We start from the raw sequence: 20,209 nt of genomic DNA on the forward strand, positions 1-20,209 counted from the left end.
ATCCGCGCACCTCGAAAGCGGCGCGCCGGAATCGCCTTACTTGAGGAAGCCGTTCTTTTTCAAAAAGTCTTCGGCGACGCCCTTGACCGGTTCGCCGCCAACCTGGACGCGGCCATTCAACTCCTGCAGCGTGACGAGATCGAGCTTGGCGAAGACCGGCTTCAGCAGCGTCTCGATTTCCGGGTGCTCCTTCAGCACCGCCTCGCGGATGATCGGCGCCGGCTGGTAGACCGGCTGCACACCCTTGTCGTCCTCAAGCACGACGAGGCCGGAGGGCGCGATGCCGCCGTCGGTGCCGTAGACCATGGCCGCGTTGGCGCCGTTGGTCTGGTTGGCCGCAGCGGCAATGGTCGCCGCCGTATCGCCGCCCGACAGCGTGATCAACTGGTCCGGCTTCAGCGTAAAGCCATAGGTCTTCTGGAAAGCGGGCAGCGCGGCCGCCGAATTGACGAACTCGGCGGACGCCGCCAGCACCACCTTGCCGCCGCCCGAGACATATTTGCCGAAGTCGGAAAGGGTGACGAGCTTGTTGGTATCGGCGACCTCCTTACGCAGGGCGATCGCCCAGGTGTTGTTAGCCGGTGACGGGGACAGCCAGACGATCTTGTTGGCGTCGTAATCGAGCTTCTTGGCAGTCTCGTAGGCCTTAGCGGCATCCTTCCACACCGGATCGTCGGCCTTCTCGAAGAAGAATGCGGCGTTGCCGGTGTATTCCGGATAGATGTCGATCTCGCCGGCCGTAATTGCCTTGCGTACCACAGGCGTGCCGCCGAGTTGGATGCGGTCGGTGGTCTGGATATTATTGGCGTTCAGCACCAGCTGGATGATGTTGCCGAGCACGCCGCCCTCGGTGTCGATCTTCGACGACACCACCACCTGGGCACTCGCCGAGGCCACCGTGATGCCGAGCGCCAGCACGGTGCCGGCCAGAACCTTGATTGAAAACATCTCACAAATCCCTTGCTGTGAACCGGAATATGGCTGCCGCATATGAGCATGGCTTCGATGCCCCGTCGGGGTACACGGTTTCATAAGAAGGGTGATGGACGCAATAATTTTGTTCGGATTTGGGTGAATCCGCTGTTGTCTCGTCCCGACAGCGTGGCGTCAGCTGGCCGCACGCAAGCCCGTCATCTTCAACACGCCCAGTGCCACGAAGCACAGCGCGACGACCGGAAAAATCATCCAGTTCAGCATCTCCCAGCCCCAGGCATTGTAGACTGCGCCCGACATCAGCGAGGCGAAGGCGACGGAGCCGAACAGGACGAAATCGTGGAACCCCTGGACCTTGCCTTTTTCGGATGGCTGGTAGCTGTCAGCCACCATGGCGGTGGCGCCGATGAAGCTGAAGTTCCAGCCGAGGCCGAGCAGGATCAGCGTTGTCCAGAACTGCCACAGTGCCAACCCCGACAGCGCGACTATACCGCAGCCAATGAGCAGCACCAGGCCGATGGCCACGATCCGCTCCGCGCCAAAACGATAAATCAGCGACCCCGTGAAGAAGCTCGGCGCGAACATCGCCATCACATGCCAGGAAATGCCGAGCGTGGCGTCGTCGGTCGAAAGGCCGCAGCCGACCATGGCCAGTGGCGCGCCGGTCATGACGAAGCTCATCAGCGCGTAGCTGCCGATGGCGCAAAACAGCGCCGCGACGAAGCGCGGCCTGGTGACGATTTCTAAGAGCGGCCGGGCGTCGCTGTCGGCGATTTCCACCTTCTCGGTTGCCTTGGCTGGGATGCGCAATAAAGAGAGGATGGCGGCGCCAACCGCCGCCAGCACCAGGATGGACGCAAACGAGCCGGCAAACTTCACCGGCGAGAACAGGTCGCCGGTGAAAATGACGATCTGCGGCCCAAGTATGGCGGTGACGATGCCGCCGGCCAGCACGAAGGAGATGGCGCGCGCCTTGAATTCAGGCGGAGCATTGTCGGCGGCGGCAAAGCGGAATTGCTGGACAAAGGCACCGCCGATCCCGATCACGGCAAGGCCGAAAGCGAACAGCCAGAAGCTGGCATGAAACAGCGCCAACGTAGCGACCAGCCCGCCAAGCGCTGTGACCGCAGTGCCGGTCATGAAGCCGTCGCGCTGGCCGAGCCGGCGGATGATCGCCGCGGCCGGCAGGGAACCGAGCGCCACGCCGACATTGAAGCCGGTGATCGGCGCGGTTGCCAGCGACTTGTCGGCTTCGAGGAGGTACTGCCCGGCCAGTCCGCCCATGGAAATGGCGATGGGTGCCGCCGAACCGATGATCGCCTGCGAGGCTGCGAGGATGAAAGCGGTGCGACGCGCTTCCTTGCCGGCCTCAACGACGACGATAGCAGTCATGAGGCGTCCTTGCCGCGGCCCTCGCCACGCACGCGGCGCGACACGCGATCAAGCACCGCATTGACCAGTTTCGGCTCGTCTTCTTCGTAAAATGCCTTGGCGATGTCGACATATTCGGAGACGATGACCGCCACCGGCACGTCCTCGCGTTTCATCAATTCGTAGACGCCGGCACGCAATATGGCGCGCAACGTCGAATCGAGCCTCGACAGCGGCCAGTCCTCGGTCAGCGCCTGGCGGATAATCGGATCGATGGTCTTCTGGTGCTCGACAACGCCGGCAAGAATGGCGCGAAACCATTGCGCATCGGCCTCGCGATAGAGCGCGCCGTCGACTTCCTTGCCGAGCCTGAACGCCTCGTATTCGGCGGTGATCTCAAACACGCCGCTGCCGGCGACATCCATCTGGTAGAGCGCCTGCACAGCCGCCAGGCGGGCAGCACCGCGCTTGTTGGCATGGCGAACCGCAGGCTGGCCGGGCGAAGCGGGTTCGCTCACGTTCGCTCTCCCAGTTGTTCCTTTAGGGCGATCATAGTCAGCGCCGCACGCGCCGCAAAGCCGCCCTTGTCGCCTTCGGAGCGCCTGGCCCGTGTCCAGGCCTGTTCGTCGTTTTCGGTGGTCAGGATGCCATTGCCGATGCAGACTGAATCCTGCACGGACAGGTCCATCAGGGCACGGCTGGATTCATTGGCGACGATATCGAAATGATAGGTGTCGCCGCGGACCACCGTGCCGAGGGCGACGAAACCGTCATAGCTCGTCCCGCCTTCGGAAGCACCGTCGAGCGCGAAGGAAATCACCGCCGGGATTTCGAGCGAGCCCGGAACGGTGACGACATCGTATGTCGCGCCCGCTTCGTCGAGCGCGCTGGTCGCGCCTTCGAGCAACGCGTCCGCAAGGTCGTCGTGAAAGCGCGCCTCGATGACAAGAAGGTGGGCCTTCTTCTTCGGACGGATGAACGCTTTGCCGTGTTGGGATGTGCCAGCCATAGATGTCTCCGGGGATCGCCGGTGACTTAGGCCGAAGCCGGTTTGATCGCAAGCGGAAGATTGCTGAAGGAACGTTCAAGGCCAACCCGGTGGCGGCCGCATCAGGGAATGGACTTTATGGGCGATCGCCTCAAAGTCCCTCTTTGGCCGCCTCCACCAGTCGCGCCGCGTAGCGGGCCATGGTGTCGATCTCGAGGTTGACGCGGTCGCCGACCTGGCGTTCGCCCCAGGTGGTGACCGTCAGCGAGTGGTGGATCAATAGCACGTCGAAGCGGGTGCCTTCGACCTTGTTGACGGTGAGCGAAGTGCCGTCGAGCGCGACGGAACCCTTGGGGGCGATGAATTTGGCAAGCTCGCGCGGTGCTTCCAGGGTAAAGCGAACGGCGTCACCCTCTTCCTTGCGGGCCACGATCTCGGCCATTCCGTCGACATGGCCTGACACGATATGGCCGCCAAGCTCGTCGCCGATCTTCAGCGCCCGCTCCAGGTTGATGCGCGCGCCGGTTTTCCAGCCCATCGCGGTCGTCAGCCTGAGTGCTTCTTCCCAGGCCTCGACTTCGAACCAGCGTGCGTTCGCGCCGTCTTCCGGCAATCCCGTTACCGTCAGGCAGACGCCGCCGCACGAAATTGAAGCGCCAATGGCAATGGTCTGCGGATCGTAGGCGGTGTCGATGCGCAAACCGACGCCTTCCCTGAGCGGCTTCACGGCGGCGACGGTGCCGACATCGGTGACGATTCCAGTGAACATTACTTTGGCCCAGTGAACATCAGTTCGGTCCTAAATGTCTCTTGTCCATTCGGCATATGTGTCTTCGCCGAAACGCATGTCGCGCAATTTGCGAAATCCCGGCGGGATATGGTTGGCATCTATCGGCGATGCAATGCCGTCCTCGCCGATCGCATCCGGCCCCTGAAACAGCACGATGCGATCGACGAGTTGTTCGTCGAGGAACGCCTTGGCCACCTTGGCGCCGCCCTCGACCAGCACGCTCGCCATGCCCAGCGCCGCCAGATCCTCGAGCAGTTCCGGCAGCGCAATATCGCCTTCATACGTCTCAGTGCCGATGAAGCGCACTCCGGTGCGTTCGAGCGCGGCCCGCCGACGTGGATCGGCCTCGGCACACGCGGCGACATAGAGCGGGACCCGGTCGACGCCGGAAACCAGCTTCGAGGTCTCCGGCAGCCTGATCTGGCGGTCGAGCACGATGCGCGCCGGCGAACGGTTCTCAAGTCCCGGCAGCCGCACCGTCAGCGCCGGATCGTCCTCCAGCGCGGTGCCGATGCCGATCAATATGCCGTCCGCTTCGGCGCGCATCAGATAGACTTCGCGCCGCGCGATATCGCCGGTAATGGAGACCTGCCCCTCGCCTTTCACGCCGATCTTATTGTCGCTCGAAAGCGCAAGCTTCAGAATCACTTCCGGGCGTTTTTTCAGAGATCGAATCAAATAGCCGGCCATCTGCTCCGCGGCCTCGGCCGCCAGCACTTTTTCCATCACCTCGACGCCCGCGGCACGCAAGATGGCGTAGCCCTTGCCGGAAACACGCGGGTCCGGATCGCTGGCAGCGCCAACCACCCGCGCCACGCCGGCGCTGACCAGCGCATTGGCGCAAGGCGGCGTGCGGCCGTGATGGGCGCAAGGCTCCAGCGTTACATAGGCGGTGGCGCCTTGCGCCAGCTCACCGGCTTCGGCCAGCGCCTCGGTTTCGGCATGCGGCCGGCCGCCGACGGCCGTGACGCCGCTGCCGACGATCATTGGCCCGTCGCCGTCATCGCGTACGATGAGCGTGCCGACGGAAGGATTGGTCGACGTCCGGCCGGCATTTTTGCGCGACAGCCTGAGGGCTGCCGCCATATAGCGGCGATCGAGGACCTCTTGCTTCGCCGTGCTGCGCTCGGACCCTGCCATGCTCAGCCGGCGTCCTCTTCGCTCTTCAGCTCTCCGCCCCTGGGCTCGTCACTTTTGAGCTCGTCGCCTTTGAGCTCGCCCAACACGTCGTGGAAATCCTTGGCCTCGCGGAAATTGCGGTAAACGGAGGCAAAGCGCACATAGGCGACATCGTCGAGCGACTTAAGCGCCTCCATGACCAGCCGGCCGACTTCGCCGGAGGCGACCTCGGTCTCGCCCGAGCTTTCCAGCTGGCGCACTATGCCGGTCACCGCGCGGTCGATGCGCTCCGGGTCGACGTTACGCTTGCGTACCGCAATCTCGACCGAGCGCAGCAGCTTGTCGCGGTCGAACGGCACCTTGCGTCCCGACTTCTTCACCACGACAAGATCGCGCAATTGGACGCGCTCGAAAGTGGTGAAGCGGCCGCCGCAATCCGGGCAGACGCGCCGCCTGCGGATCGCCGCGCCGTCTTCGGCGGGGCGCGAATCCTTCACCTGCGTATCTTCGGACTGGCAGTAGGGACAGCGCATGGAGAGCCTTCGGTTCGCGATTCTCGTGGAGCGAAAGGCTTAGAGGTTTTTGCCACGATGGCAAAGTATGGCCGATGACCGATCGCGTCTCAGAGATAGCGAGGCACGAGGAAAATTGCGAGAGCGGCAATCAGTCGGACGGCAATCCGCCAATCAGGGAGCGACGTCGCCGGTCGGGAAGCCGCAGGACGTGCCGAGATAGCGATAGGCCTTGGTGAAGCCGTCCATCGATATGGTCGCGACCGGCTTGTCGGCGAAGCTGACATCGAGGGCGCTGGTACGGCGCATGGCACGCAGTATGGCGAGGGTTGTCTCGGGCTTGTTGTTCACTATCCACTGGCCGTCGGCGATAAGATGAAAACCAGCCTTGATCTTGTCGTTGACGTCGCGGAACACCGCCGGGATGTTGTCGCCCTTAGGCAAGTCACCGTTTCTCACGGCGATGATGAGGCTCGGATAGCCCTCGGGCGGCAGTACGTCGCCATTCGAGATGGCTAGCGTAAGGGTGCCGCTGGTGCCGTTTGCGTCGAAAAAGACCGTCGAGGCGGCGCAGGTCTTGCGCACATCCTCACCGGTGTTGACCTCGTCCACCGTGGTGGACCACCTGCCGAAGGTCTCTGTCTTGGGTGCTGCCGGGGTCGGCTCGGTCTGTGCCAAGGCGAGGCCGGACAGCTGCAAGATAGCCGATGCCAGCAAGGCACCAAAGCCGGCGAAACGGAAAGTTGGCATCATTGAGCTTCTCCGCAGGTGCCTTGCTGTCGCACCGGGACTGTCCCGCACATGGAGGTCACTAGCGTCGGTCAACCAAGATACGGATAAAGCGGAAAACGATCCGTCAATGCCGCCACCTTGGCCTTCACGGCTGCCTCGACGGCCGCATTGCCCTCATCGGAATTGGCGACCTTCAGTCCATCCAGCACTTCGGTGATCAGCTTGCCGATCTCACGGAACTCGGCCTGGCCGAAGCCGCGTGTGGTGCCGGCCGGCGTGCCGAGACGAACGCCCGAGGTGACGAAAGGCTTTTCCGGATCGAAGGGGATGCCGTTCTTGTTGCAGGTGATGTTGGCGCGGCCAAGGGCAGCTTCGGCGCGCTTGCCGGTGGCGTTCTTGGGACGCAGATCGACCAGCATCAGATGATTGTCGGTGCCGCCGGAGACAATGTCGAGACCGGTTTCCTGCAGGCTGGAGGCCAGCGCCTTGGCATTGGCAACGACGCTCTCCGCGTAGATCTTGAAGCTCGGCTTCAGCGCTTCGCCCAGAGCCACCGCCTTGGCGGCGATGACATGCATCAGCGGTCCGCCCTGCAGGCCGGGGAAGACGGCCGAGTTCATCTTCTTGGCAATGTCCTCGTCATTGCAAAGGATCATGCCGCCGCGCGGGCCGCGCAGCGATTTGTGCGTCGTGGTGGTGACCACGTGGGCGTGCGGCAGCGGCGACGGATGCATGCCGCCGGCGACCAGGCCGGCGATGTGGGCCATGTCGACCATCAGATAGGCACCGATCGAGTCGGCGATCTCGCGAAAACGCTCCCAGTCCCAGACGCGTGAATAGGCGGTGCCGCCGGCCAGGATCAATTTCGGCTTGGTCTCATGGGCGGTCTTCTCGATCGCATCCATGTCGAGCAGATGATCTTCCCTGCGCACGCCATAGGAGACAACCTTGAACCATTTGCCGCTCATATTGACAGGCGAGCCATGCGTCAGGTGGCCGCCGGAATTGAGGTCGAGGCCCATGAAGGTGTCGCCGGGCTGCAGCAACGCCAGGAACACCGCCTGGTTCATCTGGCTGCCGGAATTCGGCTGGACGTTGGCGAAGTTGCAGCCGAACAGCTTTTTCGCGCGTTCGATGGCCAGTTCCTCGGCGACATCGACGAATTGGCAGCCGCCATAGTAGCGCTTGCCCGGATAGCCCTCGGCATATTTGTTGGTCATGATCGACCCTTGCGCCTCGAGCACGGCGCGCGAGACGATGTTTTCCGAGGCAATCAGCTCGATCTCATGGCGCTGGCGGCCGAGTTCGTTGCGGATGGCCCCGAAAATCTCGGGGTCGGCATCGGCAAGCGTGGTTTCGAAAAAGGATTCGAATTTGTTCGACACTGCCGCTGCTGTTGCCATGGGCTGAAATCCTCAAGGTTCGGGGTCTGTCGCGCCATTAACACAGTTGCTTTCGGCCCGCCACGTTTGCTGCGCGAAATTTGCTGGCCGGATTGCGCCAGAGAGACTGGCGGCCTCTATTTCCTTGCCTGCCGACCCTTCAGCAGGGCCTCGGTGAGCGTGATCTCGGTGAACAGCGCCGCGTGGTTTGCATATGGTCCGTGGCGAACCGATTTTCGGAATCATGCGCAAAGCTCAGAGCGCGACGGCGACAACAAAAAAGGCCGCCCCTTCCGGCGGCCTTTTGCAAATGAACTCAGCTGCTTAGAGCGCGGATGTGATCTGCAGCTCGTTGGCCCCGTCGAGGCCGTAAATGTCGTCGCGGAACTGCACCACGCCCGGCCCCGTCGACCAGGCCGAGATGTAGAGGAAATAGACCGCCACCGGATTGGTGACCTGCACCGGGACGTTCTCGCCGCTCTTGATCGCCGCCTCGAAGTGCTGGCGATTCCAGCCCGGCGTATCGCGCAGAATCCAGGTGACGAGGTCGCGCACGTTCTGGACGCGCACGCAGCCCGAGGAATCGAAGCGCATCATCTTGCCAAACAGGCTCTGCTGCGGCGTGTCGTGCATGTAGACGCCGTCCGGGCTGGGGAAATTGATCTTGACCGAGGCCATGGCGTTGCCAGCGCCCGGATCCTGGCGGAAGCGGTACTTCTCGGCGTCGTCGGTCGACCAGTCGACGGTCAGCGGATCAACCTCGCTGCCATCCGGCGCGAACAGACGGATGTGGCTGTCCTTGAGATAGTTGGGGTCCTTCCGCATCAGCGGAATGATGTCCTTGCGCACGATCGAGACCGGCGCGTTCCAGTAGGGATTGACGATGATCTCGTTGATCTTGGAATTGACGATCGGCGTCTGCCGGTCGATTTTGCCGACGATTGCGGTATGGCGCAGCACGACGCGATCGTTCTCAACGGCTTCGATCTGGGCGCCCGGGATGTCGACCAGCACGTAACGGTTGCCCAGCGTGCCGGCGCGCTCGCGCAGCCGCTGCAGATTGGTCTGCAACTGGCCGAGCCGAATTGGCGCCGAAACATTCATCGCGGCATAAGAATATTGGCCCAGCGTCCCGTCGGCAGGCAGGCCATGGCGCGCCTGGAAGCGCTTGACCGCGGAGTCGACGTAGGAATCGAAGGCTGTCGAAATGCCGGCGCTCTGCGCCAGATCGCCCGCAATCATCAGACGCTTGCGCAGCGGGACCACGTCGGGATCGTCGACGCCGAGCTGCAATTTCTTGGTGTCGGGAACCGGCTCCCAGCCGCCCTGGGCGACAATGTTCTGGTATTGCGCGACCGCCTGCTCGGTAAACGAAACGGTCTGCAGGCTGAAGATCGGCAGCGTCGAGGCCACCTTGCCGCCCTGGCTGGGGCGGGCGTCGAACTGGTCGTCCCAATTGCCGCGGGCCGAGGATTTCAGGATATCTCCGATCACATCCTGCGCACTGGCACGGCCGGCGACCATAGCGGCTGCGAGCGCGGAGGCTCCTGAAAGGAAGAAACGGCGGCTGGTTCTCATGGACGGTCCAGACATTCTTGCTACAACTCAACCTACCGGGCGGTCTCGCCCGCACTCTAGAGTTGGCTTCTTAACAATTAGCCAACCATGGCCCGCATCACTTCGGTGTAAAAACACATGGGAAGTGATTTGAGCACAGGACAAATGCACGGCTTTGGCCCCAGCATCACCCGCATCTTCGGTTCCACTGGAATATGGCGGCAACGTGGCTGTTGCTCGAATTTGGATCGGCCGGCCTGACGAAACGGAAAGACCGGTGCTTTTCGGCACCGGCCTTTGGTCCGCTCCGCGGCAGCGCTCCCGTGGTCCAGCTTCGGATTTTTATGCGGCGGGTGCGACTACATCCGGTAAGCGATGGTATCGTTCCAGAACCGGTCCAGCCGCTGGAGGGCGCGATTCATCTGCTTGAACTCTTCGGTGTTGATGCCGCCGACCTGCTCGATCGAGCCGACATGGCGCTCATATAGGCCGGCGACGACCTCCGCCACCTCATTGCCCTTCGGCGTCAGCGAAACCCGCACCGAACGGCGGTCGATGCGCGAGCGCTGGTGGTTGATGAAGCCGAGATCGACCAGCTTCTTCAGATTGTAGGAGACATTCGAGCCGAGATAATAGCCGCGCGAGCGCAGCTCGCCGGCCGTCAACTCCGAATTGCCGATGTTGAACAGGAGCAGCGCCTGGATGGCGTTGATATCGGAGCGGCCGTTGCGGTCGAATTCGTCCTTGATCACGTCAAGCAGACGGCGGTGTAGCCGCTCGACCAGCTGCAGCGATTCCATGTACAGCGAACGGATCGCCTCGCGGCGGTCATCGGATACGTTGGCGGTCTTCGCCGCCGGACGCGAATTGATCATTGTCTTTGCCTCTCGTTTGTCGCCCGGTGATTTTTTGTTCTTCACCTTGATCGCGACACTATCGAATACTCATAAAATTCGACTTAAACGCCAAGGCTAACAAGAGCTTACCGGTAAGGGGTTTCGAAAGAGGCTTAACGGACGGTCACCCGAGCAAGGATAATTAACCTAAAGATTTAGCCACCGGTCCTGGCCGGAATTGCTATCGCCGGGCCTGCCGCTTCTGGATCCAGATCACCACGCGGAACACGATGTAGAGCAGCGCCACCGCAAGGTGCGAGGCGACGATCAGCAGCCGGTGGCCGAACAGCTCTGGGAAGCCGGCATACATGACCGTCTCGGTCACCGCGCAGATGAACCAGATCACCGGCCCCCAGGACGCCAGCATCCACAGGCCGGCGGCGGCGAATGGAAAAAACACCGCCAGCACCACCGCCGCCACCTGCCAGTGCACCGGCATCAGGTCGAAGCGCCATAAGGGGCCGGGGTAAAAGCCGATCAGCCGAATCCAGTACAAGATGCCGAACAGCAGGCAGTAGCCGGCGATGACGCGCTGGAACCAGGCGAAGATGACCTCGACCGTCGAGGGCTGCAGCACCACGCGTCTCGAGGCGGCCTCGCTCACAACTTCAGTTCCCGTTCGCCGAGCGGTGCGAAATAGGCATCGACGTCGACGGCGCTGACCTTATCGATGCCTGTCGGCCGCCATTGCGGCGTCGAGCCCTTGTCGATGATGGCAGCACGGATGCCTTCATAGAAGTCGTGCCCGGCAAGCATGCGGTTGAGGATACGGAACTCCATTTTCATGCACTCGTCCATCGACAACGTCTGCCCGGCTCTGATCTGGCGCCAGGCGACATGCAGGCTGGTCGGCGACCGGGTGCGGATGGTGGCCAGCGTCTTTGCCGCGAACTCGTCGGCAGTGGCTGCCCGCTCCAGGCTGGCGACGATATCGGCCAGCGACGGCTGCGCGAAATGCCTGGCGATGACTTCGAGCGTCGGCCTGTCGGTCTCGCGTTTGGCCGGGACGAAGCAGCCGCGCAGCACCGATTCCGGGTCGCCGCTTGCCGCCAGCCGGTCGAGAAAGCCAGCTTGATCCTCCGCCCTGATCGTATGCGTGGCCAGGCCCGACCACAAAGCATCGCCATGGCGGATGCGGTTGCCGGTCAGCGCCAGATACATGCCGAAGCTGCCGCCGAGATCCGGCAACAGATGGCTGGCGCCGACATCCGGGAAAAAGCCAATGCCGACCTCGGGCATGGCGAACTGGGCGTTCTCGGTCAGCACCCGCTGCGAGCCATGGAAGGAGATGCCGACGCCGCCGCCCATGACGATGCCGTCGATCAGCGCGACATAGGGTTTTTTGAAACGGGCGATACGGGCGTTCAGCCGGTATTCGTCGGCGAAGAAATCGACCGGAGGCTTTCCTGCCCGGCCGGCCTCGTAGATATGAAGGATGTCGCCGCCTGCCGAAAACGCCCTGCCCTCGGCCTTGACGACAACGACGTCAACGCCGTCGTCACGCTCCCAGCTGCGCAGCGCCTTGTCCAGCGCTTTGACCATGCGGTGGGTCACGGCATTGAGCGCCTGCGGCCGCGTCAGCGTGACGACGCCGGCCCTGCCCAATCTTTCGAAGCGAATCTCGTCGCCTCCGCCAAAATCCATCGCCAGAGAATCCCTCCCCGCGCCCGCCGGGAGTGAAGTGCTAAAGCGTGGCGCATGGCCGCGTCAATGGCGGGCACGCCAGCGCAGCCTCTGGCCCGGACCGGAAGCCGGTGCTAACAATCGACGGCTACAGGCAGTAATGACGAAAAAGTCATGGCAGGCGCGTTGCAACGCGGCACCGACGGGGACGTCGTCTATGATTCGATTTTCGCGCCTTGCACTGGTGGCAATCGGGTTAGTCTGCACCTGCCTGGCTGGCCATCCAGCCTTGGCGACAAGCCTCGCAGAACTCTACCAGTCGCAAACCATCGTCAATGGCCAGGGAGAAGAACATCGTCAGGCCGGCTTCAAGATCTGCCTCGACAAAGTGCTGGTGCGGGTATCCGGCGACCAGCGCCTGCCGGCGAAACCTCAGATGACAGCACTGCGCGACAAGGCCGGCAGCTTCGTCAGCAGCTTCCGCTATCGCGATCGCATGGAAGGTATCCCCAATCATGATGATCAAGGCACGTACGACCGGCCGCACGATCTCACTTGCCAGTACACGCCGCCGGTGATCGATAAAGTGCTTGCTGAGCTCGGCAGCAAGCCGTGGCTCGGCGAGCGGCCGATCATCTCGGTACTGCTGGCTGTGCAAGATGCACGCCAGCATTTTGTCTTGGCGAGCGACGGAGACGAACGCCCCTATATGGCAGAGTCCTTTCAATCGGCAGCCGGACCGTTGGCGATGAAGATCGTCATTCCAAGCAAGGCCGCTCTGGTAAAAACCGGGGCGATTTTCGAACAGGTGCGTGCGCTCTCACCCGAATTGCTGGCGAGAACTGTCGGCAACCAAGAGCTCTTGGCCGGCAGCCTAGTCTGGAGCGACAAGGAGTTGGGCTGGATCGCCGATTGGCGGCTTGCCATGGCCGGCAAGACCTACAAGTGGCAAGTGCGCGGCGTCAACTTCGACGAGGCATTCCGCGTCGCCATGCGGGGTGCTGCGCAGATCCTGTCAGGCAATGGCCAACCAGAATAGCGCCCGACAGGACCGCTGGCACAATCGTGTCGCATTGGTCAGCAGCGGAGGCTCGTGGTAAAAGTCGCCCGATCCGGAGTTTTGGCGATGAACAAATTCACCCCTGCAAAGCCTGCCGGCGCGCGCAGCGTCGACGAGATCACCGGCAGCCGGCGGCTGCGGCGCATGCGCAAGGCCGATTGGTCGCGCCGCCTTGTCCAGGAGAACCGGCTCTCGGTCGACGATCTGATCTGGCCGATCTTTGTCGTCGACGGCAGACAAGTGCGCGAACCGATCGCCGCCATGCCCGGCGTCTTCCGCCTGTCGCTCGACCTCGCCGTCAAGGAGGCTGAGCGCGCGGCTAAGCTTGGCATTCCGGCGATCGCCACTTTCCCCAATGTCGAGCTCGGCCTGCGCGATCAGACCGGTTCGCACATCCTCGATCCGGAAAACATCATCAACCGCGCCACCCGCGCCATCAAGCGCGCGGTGCCGGAGATCGGCATCATCACCGACGCGGCGCTGGACCCGTTCACCTCGCATGGCCATGACGGCATCTTGCGCGACGGCATTATCGTCAATGATGAAACGGTGGAGCAGGTGACGGCAGCAGCCGTCATCCAGGCGGCGGCAGGGGCCGACATCATCGCCCCCTCGGACATGATGGACGGCCGGATCGGTGCCATCCGCGATGCGCTGGACGCCAATGGGTTTCAGGATGTAGCGATCATGTCCTATGCGACCAAGTTCGCATCCGCCTTTTACGGCCCCTACCGCGAGGCGGTCGGCACCGCCGGCCTGCTCAAGGGCGACAAGAAGACCTATTACATCGATCACGCCAATTCCGACGAAGCGGTGCGCGAGGCCGAGCAGGATCTCGCCGAGGGCGCCGACATGCTGATGGTCAAGCCCGGCCTGCCCTATCTCGACATCATCCGCCGGCTGAAGGACGAGTTGCAGATGCCGACCTTCGCCTATCAAGTGTCGGGCGAATATTCGATGATCAAGGCCGCCGCCGCCAATGGCTGGATCGACGGGGAAAAGGCGATGCTTGAATCGCTGCTGGCCTTCAAGCGCGCCGGCTGCGACGGCATCCTGACCTATTTCGCGCCGGAAGTGGCTGAGATGCTGAAGGGGTGATGCGCCTCCGTAGCGCCCACATCGAGTAACGTTCCTTCGTCCAAAGCGCGACATGGCCACCGCAGGCAATCGCTTCAGGTTTGCGCTGCCCCTCATTGCCCTGCCGGGCATTTCTCCCCGTATAGTGACGGGGAGAAAGACGCGTTCGCAAAAGATTTCGCCAATCTCCAGCGTTGCAAAAACATCGCCGAGGTTGCGGCCAGCCCCTTCGCCCCGTCACTATACGGGGAGAAGGTGCCGGCAGGCGGATGAGGGGCGGCGCCAACATTGAGATTGGTCATTCCAACATGATTTGGAAGCGATTGGCCCCGGCGATTCAAAAAACCGCTTGCAAAATGCAATCAGTTAAGCTACCCGATAACTGCTTGCATCTCACAATTGGTTATCAAGGAGGCTCTCATGTCCAAACTTCGCGTCAGCGCTTTCACCTTGTCGATCGACGGCTTCGGCGCCGGTCCCGACCAAGACCTGAAGAACCCGCTGGGTGTTGGCGGGGAAGCCCTGCACGAATGGATGTTCGGCACCCGCACCTTCCGCAAGATGGTTCTCGGCAAGGATGGCGGGACCACGGACACTGACGAGGCGTTCGCCGCGCGCAGCTTCGAGAATGTCGGCGCCTGGATCCTCGGCCGCAACATGTTCGGGCCGATCCGCGGCGAGTGGCCTGACGAGAGCTGGAAAGGCTGGTGGGGAGACAATCCGCCATACCACGTGCCGGTCTTCGTGCTGACGCACCATCAGCGGGATCCCATTGTCATGGAGGGCGGCACGACCTTCTATTTCGTGACCGACGGCATCCACTCAGCGCTGGAGAAGGCGAAAGCAGCGGCTGACGGCAAGGATGTACGGCTGGGCGGTGGCGTTTCTACGATCCGGCAGTATCTCAAGGAAAAGCTCATCGACGAGATGCATCTGGCGATCTCACCTGTCCTGCTCGGCGCAGGCGAGAGCCTTTTTGCCGGCATCGACATGCCCAAGCTCGGCTACCGCTGCAGCGAGCAGGTCGCGACGCCGAAGGCCACGCATGTCATCATCGAGCGCGCCTAGCTTGTTGCAGGGCGCTGCCCACGGAGGCAGCGCCCCTCCTCGCTGCTTTAGTCAGTATTTCTCCGGCACATACAGTTCGCGCGGCAGCACCTGGCGCTCGTATTCGGGATTGAAGAGGCGCTCGGGCAGTGTGATCTCCTCGTGCGGCACCTCCTCATAGGGCATTTGCTTGAGGAGATGGTCGATGCAATTCAGCCGCGCCCGCTTCTTGTCGTTGCCCTCGACGATGAACCAGGGAGCTTCCGGGATGTTGGTGCGGGCGAAGGTTTCTTCCTTGGCCTTGGTGTACTGCTCCCAGCGCACGCGCGACTGGAGGTCCATCGGCGACAATTTCCATTGCTTCATCGGGTCGTGGATGCGCATCAAAAAGCGCATCTGCTGCTCCTCATCGGTGATCGAAAACCAGTATTTGACAAGCGTAATGCCTGAGCGGAGGAGCATGCGTTCGAAATCCGGCACGTCGCGAAAGAACTCCTCGACCTGATCCGGCTGGGCAAAGCCCATCACCCGCTCGACGCCGGAGCGGTTGTACCAGGAGCGGTCGAACAGCACGATCTCACCGCCGGCCGGCAGATGCGGAACGTAGCGCTGGAAATACCATTGCGACTTCTCGCGCTCGGTCGGCGCCGGTAGTGCTACGACGCGGCAGATGCGCGGATTGAGCCGCTGGGTGATGCGCTTTATGACGCCACCCTTGCCCGCCGAGTCGCGGCCCTCGAATACCACGACGAGCTTCTTCTTGTGATAGGCGACCCAGGACTGCAGCTTGATCAATTCGGATTGCAGCGTGATTAGATCCCGAAAATATTGCAGGCGGTCGATCGATGGCGGATGCGCATTCTTATAGATCTTGGCGATCTCCATCGACAGCGCCGGCTCAGAGATTTCCAGCTCATAATCTTCGTCGAGCGTGTCGGCGAGTTCCGCTTCCAGCCAGTCCCTGGCCGGGGAATTCTGTTTTATCTCGGTCATTTGCGCTGCTCCGCTTACAGGCCGTGTCGGCCGCTGTCAGGCGCTCTGCCGCCCGGCCCGGCGGCCGGAAATCGAAGCGCTGAACCGATGTTAGTATAGGCCAGCAATGACGGTTTTATTGCAGCCGCTGTTGCGCTGGCTGCGCGTCCAATCCGTAAGATGTGATCGATGTTGCCCTGCAACACGGGCGACAAGCGGAACGAATTATCCTACAAATGCCCGGTTCATTCAGGGCTGTCGTTTGAAACGCCCTTTCCCGATAAAATCATGAGGATACGACATGGAATACCGCACTCTCGGCCGTTCCGGGCTGAAGGTTTCGACGCTGACCATGGGCACCATGACGTTCGGCGGCGGCGGCGCGTTTTCGGCGGTCGGCAAGACCGATCTCGACGAGGCGCGCCGGATGATCGACCTTTGCATCGATGCCGGCATCAACGTCATCGACACCGCCAACGTTTATTCGAACGGGGTGTCAGAGGAGATCATCGGCGAGGCGCTCGGCGGCAAGCGCAAGGGCGACGTGTTGATCGCCTCCAAGGCGCGCATGCGGATCGGCAAAGGCCCCAATGATGAAGGCCTGTCGCGCTATCATCTGATCCGCGAATGCGAGAGGAGCCTGAAGCGCCTCAGGACCGATGTCATCGACATCTATTTCCTGCACGAGTGGGATGGCCTGACACCGCTCGAGGAAACCATCGCCGCGCTCGACACGCTGGTCGCGCAGGGCAAGGTCCGCTATGTCGGCTGTTCCAATTATTCCGGCTGGCAGGTGATGAAGGGGCTCGGTATCAGTGACCGTCATCACCAGCCGCGCTTCGTCACCCAGCAGATCCACTACACTCTGGAAGCCCGCGAGGCCGAGTATGAATTGTTGCCGATCTCGGTCGACCAGGGGCTCGGCCTGCTGGTCTGGAGCCCGCTCGCCGGCGGATTGCTGTCCGGCAAATATCACCGTGACCAGCCGACCGCCCGCCAGCTCAGCGGCTGGTCGGAACCGCCGATCCGCGACGAGGACCGGCTGTGGCGGATCGTCGACGTGCTGATCGATATCGGCAAGAACCACGGCGTGTCGGCAGCGCAGGTGGCGCTTGCCTGGTTGCTTGGCCGGCCCGCCGTCAGTTCGCTGGTGATCGGCGGACGAACCGAAGCGCATTTCAAGGACAATATCGCTGCTGCAAGCCTGGTGCTCGGCGATGAGGAGCGCACACGCCTCGACGTGGTCAGCAGGCCGCCCGTGCTCTATCCCTACTGGCACCAGCAATTCACGGCAAAGGACCGGTTCGGGCCCGCCGATCTCGTCCTCGACCGGGACGGCGCCTGAAAAAACGCCCTGAAGCGGGGCTCCCCGGACTGCGACGAGATATGGAGCCGATCGTGCCTTGCGGTGTTGTGTTTGTGGCCCAATGCTCCTAGGCAAAGGCCAAGCACAATGAAAGGAAACGATATGCCACGAGCACCGAACTACGGTCAGGAACGCAAGGAACGCGACCGGCAGAAGGCTGCCAAGAAGGCGGAAAAGCAGGCTGCCAAGGTCGCGGCCAAGGAGCGCTCGAAGCCCGAGGGCGAAAGCGAGTCCCAAACCAACACCGAAACGGCCGAGTGATGATATCAGGCCTGTCAGGCGGCCCGGGTCTCGATCAAGTCCCCGCTATGCCTCAGGCCGGCGCCTTGTCGCTGACGAAGACGTTCACTTCGCGGGCGGCGGCAATGAAGGCCCGTCTTGCGTTCATGGCCGGCTTGTCGCCGGCCAGCGCATCATGACAGGCTTGCAGCGCTTCGCGGTGCTTGGGGCTGCGCTTGCCGGGCCAATTGTTGAGGAGGTAGTCGGAAGCCTCGCGGGCCGTACGCAAGAGCTGATTGCTTCCCGCCGCGCCCTTGACGGTCACGGGTGTGTCAAATCGGTTGTTTTCCATCGCCGCTCTTACGCCATCGGCATTTGCGAAGCGAGACCGAAAGTAGCTTTCTTCGCTCATCTGCCTTTTTCGTGATCAATGGCCGCCGATCCTCACTCAAGCGACGACGGCAAATCCCCTGGCGCGCAGGCCGCGCCGGTCGTTGCGCAACGACGTGACCAGCCGGTCGCGGCTACCGTCGATATGAGATGAAAGCAGGCAGGCGGCCCCGTCGGCATCGCCGGCCCGCACCGCCGACAGAATGTCATGGTGTTCGGCCCAGGCACGGCCAAGCGCTGCCTCGTCGCGAACCTCGAGCCAGCGGGCGCGCGACAGGCGCGTCATCGCATCACGAACCGCTCTGAACAGGAACTCGTTGCCTGACAGGCGCGCCAGCTCGATATGAAAATCCATGCCGACACGATGCCATTCCTCGCGCGGCGTCTGGTCGTCGCAGGAATCGAGCATCGCCTCGATGATTTCGACGGCACCCCTGTCCTGCAAGGCACAAGTCAGCCTGACTGCCGCGACCTCGACCGCCTCGCGATAGACGGCGATCTGCTCCAGCTCGGCAAGATTGATGGGCGAGACCGTCCAGCCGCGGCCGTCGCGGCAGATCAGGCCTTCGGTCTCGAGCCGCAGTAACGCCGCCCTGACCGGCGTGCGCGAGGCGCCGAAGCGGCTTTCGACCCAGCGCTCCGTCAGCCGCTCGCCGGGACCGATCTCGAGCCCGAGGATCATCTCGCGAAGCTGCTTTTCGACGTTCTGCATCTGCGACATTGGCGTTCCGTTGTTGGAGCCGGTTCATTGGCCCTCTGCTCACCGGCCATTACTGGCGATCACTTTGCAGGGACCGCATTGACAGCGACCAGCCTTGCGTCCATGACGGATACCAGTTTGGTATCCCAAAATGGTATCCGCAGCAACCCAACGACAGCAGTCTCTGACATGCCGCAAGACGCCACCCTCGCCGTGCAAGGCACGCATAACGTCCACTGGCGCCGCAATCTCGCCGTGTGTTTTGCCGGCTCGTTCAGCACGCTCGCAGCGATGACGCTGCTGTTGCCGTTCCTGCCGCTCTACGTCGAACAGCTGGGCGCCGAGGGCCATGCGGCGATCGTGCAGTGGTCGGGCATCGCCTACGGCGCCACTTTCCTTGCTGCCGCGCTGGTCGCACCCCTGTGGGGGCGGTTAGGCGACCGCTACGGCCGCAAACTGATGCTGGTGCGCGCCAGTTTCGGCATGGCGATGTGCATGTCGCTGACCGGCATGGTGCAGACTGTCTGGCAATTGGTGTTCTTGCGCCTGCTGATCGGCTTTGCCGGCGGCTATTCTTCGGGCTCGACCATCCTGGTTGCCATGCAGACGCCGAAGGATCGCTCCGGCTGGGCGCTGGGCGTGCTGTCGGCCGGAATCACGGCCGGTGCCCTGGTCGGCCCGCTGCTCGGCGGCGCGCTGCCGCCGCTGATTGGCATCCGCGCCACATTCCTGCTCGCCGGCGGCGTCATTTTCCTGGCCTTTCTGGCAACCACCTTGCTGATCAAGGAGGCCCCTCGCCCGGTTGCCGCCAAGGCCGCGTCAGAAGAAAAGGCGAAAGGCGGCTGGTCGCAAATTCCCGACAAGCGCCCCGTCGTCGCCATGCTGGCGACCGGGACGCTGTTGAGTTTCGCCACCATGTCGATCGAGCCGATCATCACCGTCTATGTCCAGCAGCTCATCGAAGATCCGAGCCAGGTCACGCTGGTCTCCGGCATCGTCATGTCGGCGGCAGCGCTCGGCGCCATCCTGTCGGCGTCGCGGCTCGGCAAGCTCGCCGACCGTATCGGCCACTGGAACGTCATCGTTGCCGCGCTCGCAGTCTCGGCGCTGCTCCTGATCCCGCAGGCCTTCGTCACGCAAGGCTGGCAGCTCGTCGGCCTGCGTTTCCTGATGGGCGTGGCGCTTGGCGGTCTTTTGCCCTGCATCACCAGCGTCATCCGCCACAATGTGCCTGACGGCGTCGGCGGCAATGTGCTGGGCTTGTCGATCTCGGCGCAATATGTCGGGCAGGTCGCCGGACCGTTGCTCGGCGGCTTCGTTGGTGGCCATTTCGGCATGCGCGCGGTGTTTCTCGGCACATCCGTGCTGATGGCGGGCGGAGCGGCCTATAACTGGCTGGTCCAGTCGCGCCGCGAACGCGACATGCTGGCGGAAGCCGGCAAATCCTGACACGGTTCGCGCAGCGCTATCTCAGG

At 62.6% G+C, this 20,209-nt stretch carries 22 protein-coding genes; 6 read left to right on the forward strand and 16 right to left on the reverse strand.

Translation table 11 applies throughout. The features are described from left to right. Positions 1 to 36 precede the first annotated feature (36 nt). The 13 genes from osmF to NKI01_RS05580 form a co-directional block, all read right to left on the reverse strand. Positions 37 to 948, reverse strand: a complete 912-nt coding sequence (gene osmF / locus NKI01_RS05520) for a glycine betaine ABC transporter substrate-binding protein OsmF (protein WP_352481230.1) — start codon at positions 946 to 948, stop codon at positions 37 to 39. 159 nt (positions 949 to 1,107) lie between these two features. Continuing rightward, positions 1,108 to 2,325, reverse strand: a complete 1,218-nt coding sequence (locus tag NKI01_RS05525; RefSeq protein ID WP_023717280.1) for an MFS transporter — start codon at positions 2,323 to 2,325, stop codon at positions 1,108 to 1,110. Beyond that, positions 2,322 to 2,822 (reverse strand): transcription antitermination factor NusB, encoded by a 501-nt coding sequence (gene nusB, locus NKI01_RS05530; protein WP_023717279.1) that lies wholly within the window; start codon positions 2,820 to 2,822, stop codon positions 2,322 to 2,324. Before nusB ends, NKI01_RS05525 begins: the two co-directional genes overlap by 4 nt. Then, the gene (ribH, locus tag NKI01_RS05535; RefSeq protein ID WP_023717278.1) at positions 2,819 to 3,313 is read right to left on the reverse strand and encodes a 6,7-dimethyl-8-ribityllumazine synthase; all 495 of its coding nucleotides are present in this window, start codon (positions 3,311 to 3,313) and stop codon (positions 2,819 to 2,821) included. Before ribH ends, nusB begins: the two co-directional genes overlap by 4 nt. Positions 3,314 to 3,443: 130 nt before the next feature. After that, a complete protein-coding gene (locus tag NKI01_RS05540) occupies positions 3,444 to 4,061 on the reverse strand; it encodes a riboflavin synthase (protein ID WP_023717277.1) in 618 nt (205 codons plus the stop codon). A 30-nt stretch (positions 4,062 to 4,091) separates the two neighbouring features. Next, positions 4,092 to 5,222, reverse strand: a complete 1,131-nt coding sequence (gene ribD / locus NKI01_RS05545) for a bifunctional diaminohydroxyphosphoribosylaminopyrimidine deaminase/5-amino-6-(5-phosphoribosylamino)uracil reductase RibD (protein ID WP_352640061.1) — start codon at positions 5,220 to 5,222, stop codon at positions 4,092 to 4,094. 2 nt (positions 5,223 to 5,224) lie between these two features. Beyond that, on the reverse strand, positions 5,225 to 5,734 hold the full coding sequence (nrdR, locus tag NKI01_RS05550) for a transcriptional regulator NrdR (RefSeq protein WP_352481231.1): 510 nt from the start codon (positions 5,732 to 5,734) through the stop codon (positions 5,225 to 5,227). Between the two features lie 153 nt (positions 5,735 to 5,887). After that, the gene (locus tag NKI01_RS05555) at positions 5,888 to 6,466 is read right to left on the reverse strand and encodes an invasion associated locus B family protein (protein WP_352481232.1); all 579 of its coding nucleotides are present in this window, start codon (positions 6,464 to 6,466) and stop codon (positions 5,888 to 5,890) included. A 68-nt stretch (positions 6,467 to 6,534) separates the two neighbouring features. Continuing rightward, a complete protein-coding gene (gene glyA, locus NKI01_RS05560; RefSeq protein WP_352845118.1) occupies positions 6,535 to 7,848 on the reverse strand; it encodes a serine hydroxymethyltransferase in 1,314 nt (437 codons plus the stop codon). A 303-nt stretch (positions 7,849 to 8,151) separates the two neighbouring features. Further along, entirely contained in the window at positions 8,152 to 9,405 is a 1,254-nt protein-coding gene (locus NKI01_RS05565) for a L,D-transpeptidase family protein (protein ID WP_023717271.1), read from the reverse strand. A 338-nt stretch (positions 9,406 to 9,743) separates the two neighbouring features. Further along, positions 9,744 to 10,259: a transcriptional regulator LdtR gene (ldtR, locus tag NKI01_RS05570; protein ID WP_023674486.1), complete on the reverse strand. Its 516-nt coding sequence runs from the start codon at positions 10,257 to 10,259 to the stop codon at positions 9,744 to 9,746. Between the two features lie 202 nt (positions 10,260 to 10,461). Continuing rightward, positions 10,462 to 10,884, reverse strand: coding sequence for a DUF6163 family protein (locus tag NKI01_RS05575; RefSeq protein WP_023717270.1), 423 nt, complete (start codon positions 10,882 to 10,884; stop codon positions 10,462 to 10,464). Next, on the reverse strand, positions 10,881 to 11,924 hold the full coding sequence (locus NKI01_RS05580; RefSeq protein ID WP_352717548.1) for an enoyl-CoA hydratase/isomerase family protein: 1,044 nt from the start codon (positions 11,922 to 11,924) through the stop codon (positions 10,881 to 10,883). Before NKI01_RS05580 ends, NKI01_RS05575 begins: the two co-directional genes overlap by 4 nt. Here NKI01_RS05580 and NKI01_RS05585 point away from each other — a divergent pair. The 3 genes from NKI01_RS05585 to NKI01_RS05595 all read left to right on the forward strand — a co-directional run bounded on the left by NKI01_RS05585 (position 11,863) and on the right by NKI01_RS05595 (position 15,108). Beyond that, on the forward strand, positions 11,863 to 12,942 hold the full coding sequence (locus NKI01_RS05585; protein WP_352962167.1) for a DUF2066 domain-containing protein: 1,080 nt from the start codon (positions 11,863 to 11,865) through the stop codon (positions 12,940 to 12,942). The two genes, NKI01_RS05580 and NKI01_RS05585, sit on opposite strands and share 62 nt — an antisense overlap. Positions 12,943 to 13,029: 87 nt before the next feature. Further along, a complete protein-coding gene (hemB, locus tag NKI01_RS05590) occupies positions 13,030 to 14,061 on the forward strand; it encodes a porphobilinogen synthase (protein WP_023717267.1) in 1,032 nt (343 codons plus the stop codon). 399 nt (positions 14,062 to 14,460) lie between these two features. Further along, complete coding sequence (locus NKI01_RS05595) at positions 14,461 to 15,108, forward strand: dihydrofolate reductase family protein (protein WP_023717266.1); 648 nt, start codon at positions 14,461 to 14,463, stop codon at positions 15,106 to 15,108. Between the two features lie 51 nt (positions 15,109 to 15,159). Here the strand turns inward: NKI01_RS05595 and ppk2 are convergent, their stop codons facing one another. Next, on the reverse strand, positions 15,160 to 16,080 hold the full coding sequence (gene ppk2, locus NKI01_RS05600) for a polyphosphate kinase 2 (protein ID WP_352962170.1): 921 nt from the start codon (positions 16,078 to 16,080) through the stop codon (positions 15,160 to 15,162). Between the two features lie 280 nt (positions 16,081 to 16,360). Here ppk2 and NKI01_RS05605 point away from each other — a divergent pair, with 280 nt between their 5' ends. Together NKI01_RS05605 and NKI01_RS05610 are read left to right on the forward strand one after the other, a co-directional pair. Continuing rightward, positions 16,361 to 17,404 (forward strand): aldo/keto reductase, encoded by a 1,044-nt coding sequence (locus NKI01_RS05605; protein ID WP_352962173.1) that lies wholly within the window; start codon positions 16,361 to 16,363, stop codon positions 17,402 to 17,404. Between the two features lie 123 nt (positions 17,405 to 17,527). Next, entirely contained in the window at positions 17,528 to 17,686 is a 159-nt protein-coding gene (locus NKI01_RS05610) for a hypothetical protein (protein ID WP_023717263.1), read from the forward strand. 52 nt (positions 17,687 to 17,738) lie between these two features. On the opposite strand, the gene NKI01_RS05615 is transcribed toward NKI01_RS05610, so the two are convergent. Further along, on the reverse strand, positions 17,739 to 17,996 hold the full coding sequence (locus NKI01_RS05615; protein WP_023674477.1) for a DUF982 domain-containing protein: 258 nt from the start codon (positions 17,994 to 17,996) through the stop codon (positions 17,739 to 17,741). 96 nt (positions 17,997 to 18,092) lie between these two features. Beyond that, positions 18,093 to 18,755 carry a GntR family transcriptional regulator gene (locus NKI01_RS05620; RefSeq protein ID WP_023717262.1) on the reverse strand — a complete coding sequence of 221 codons (663 nt, stop codon included), beginning with the start codon at positions 18,753 to 18,755 and terminating at the stop codon, positions 18,093 to 18,095. A gap of 168 nt (positions 18,756 to 18,923) precedes the next feature. On the opposite strand from NKI01_RS05620, the gene NKI01_RS05625 reads away from it, so the two are divergent. Next, positions 18,924 to 20,183 carry a multidrug efflux MFS transporter gene (locus NKI01_RS05625; RefSeq protein WP_023717261.1) on the forward strand — a complete coding sequence of 420 codons (1,260 nt, stop codon included), beginning with the start codon at positions 18,924 to 18,926 and terminating at the stop codon, positions 20,181 to 20,183. Positions 20,184 to 20,209 lie beyond the last annotated feature (26 nt).

Origin of the sequence: Mesorhizobium sp. M0815 (assembly GCF_040319995.1) — a bacterium.
GTDB lineage: Bacteria > Pseudomonadota > Alphaproteobacteria > Rhizobiales > Rhizobiaceae > Mesorhizobium.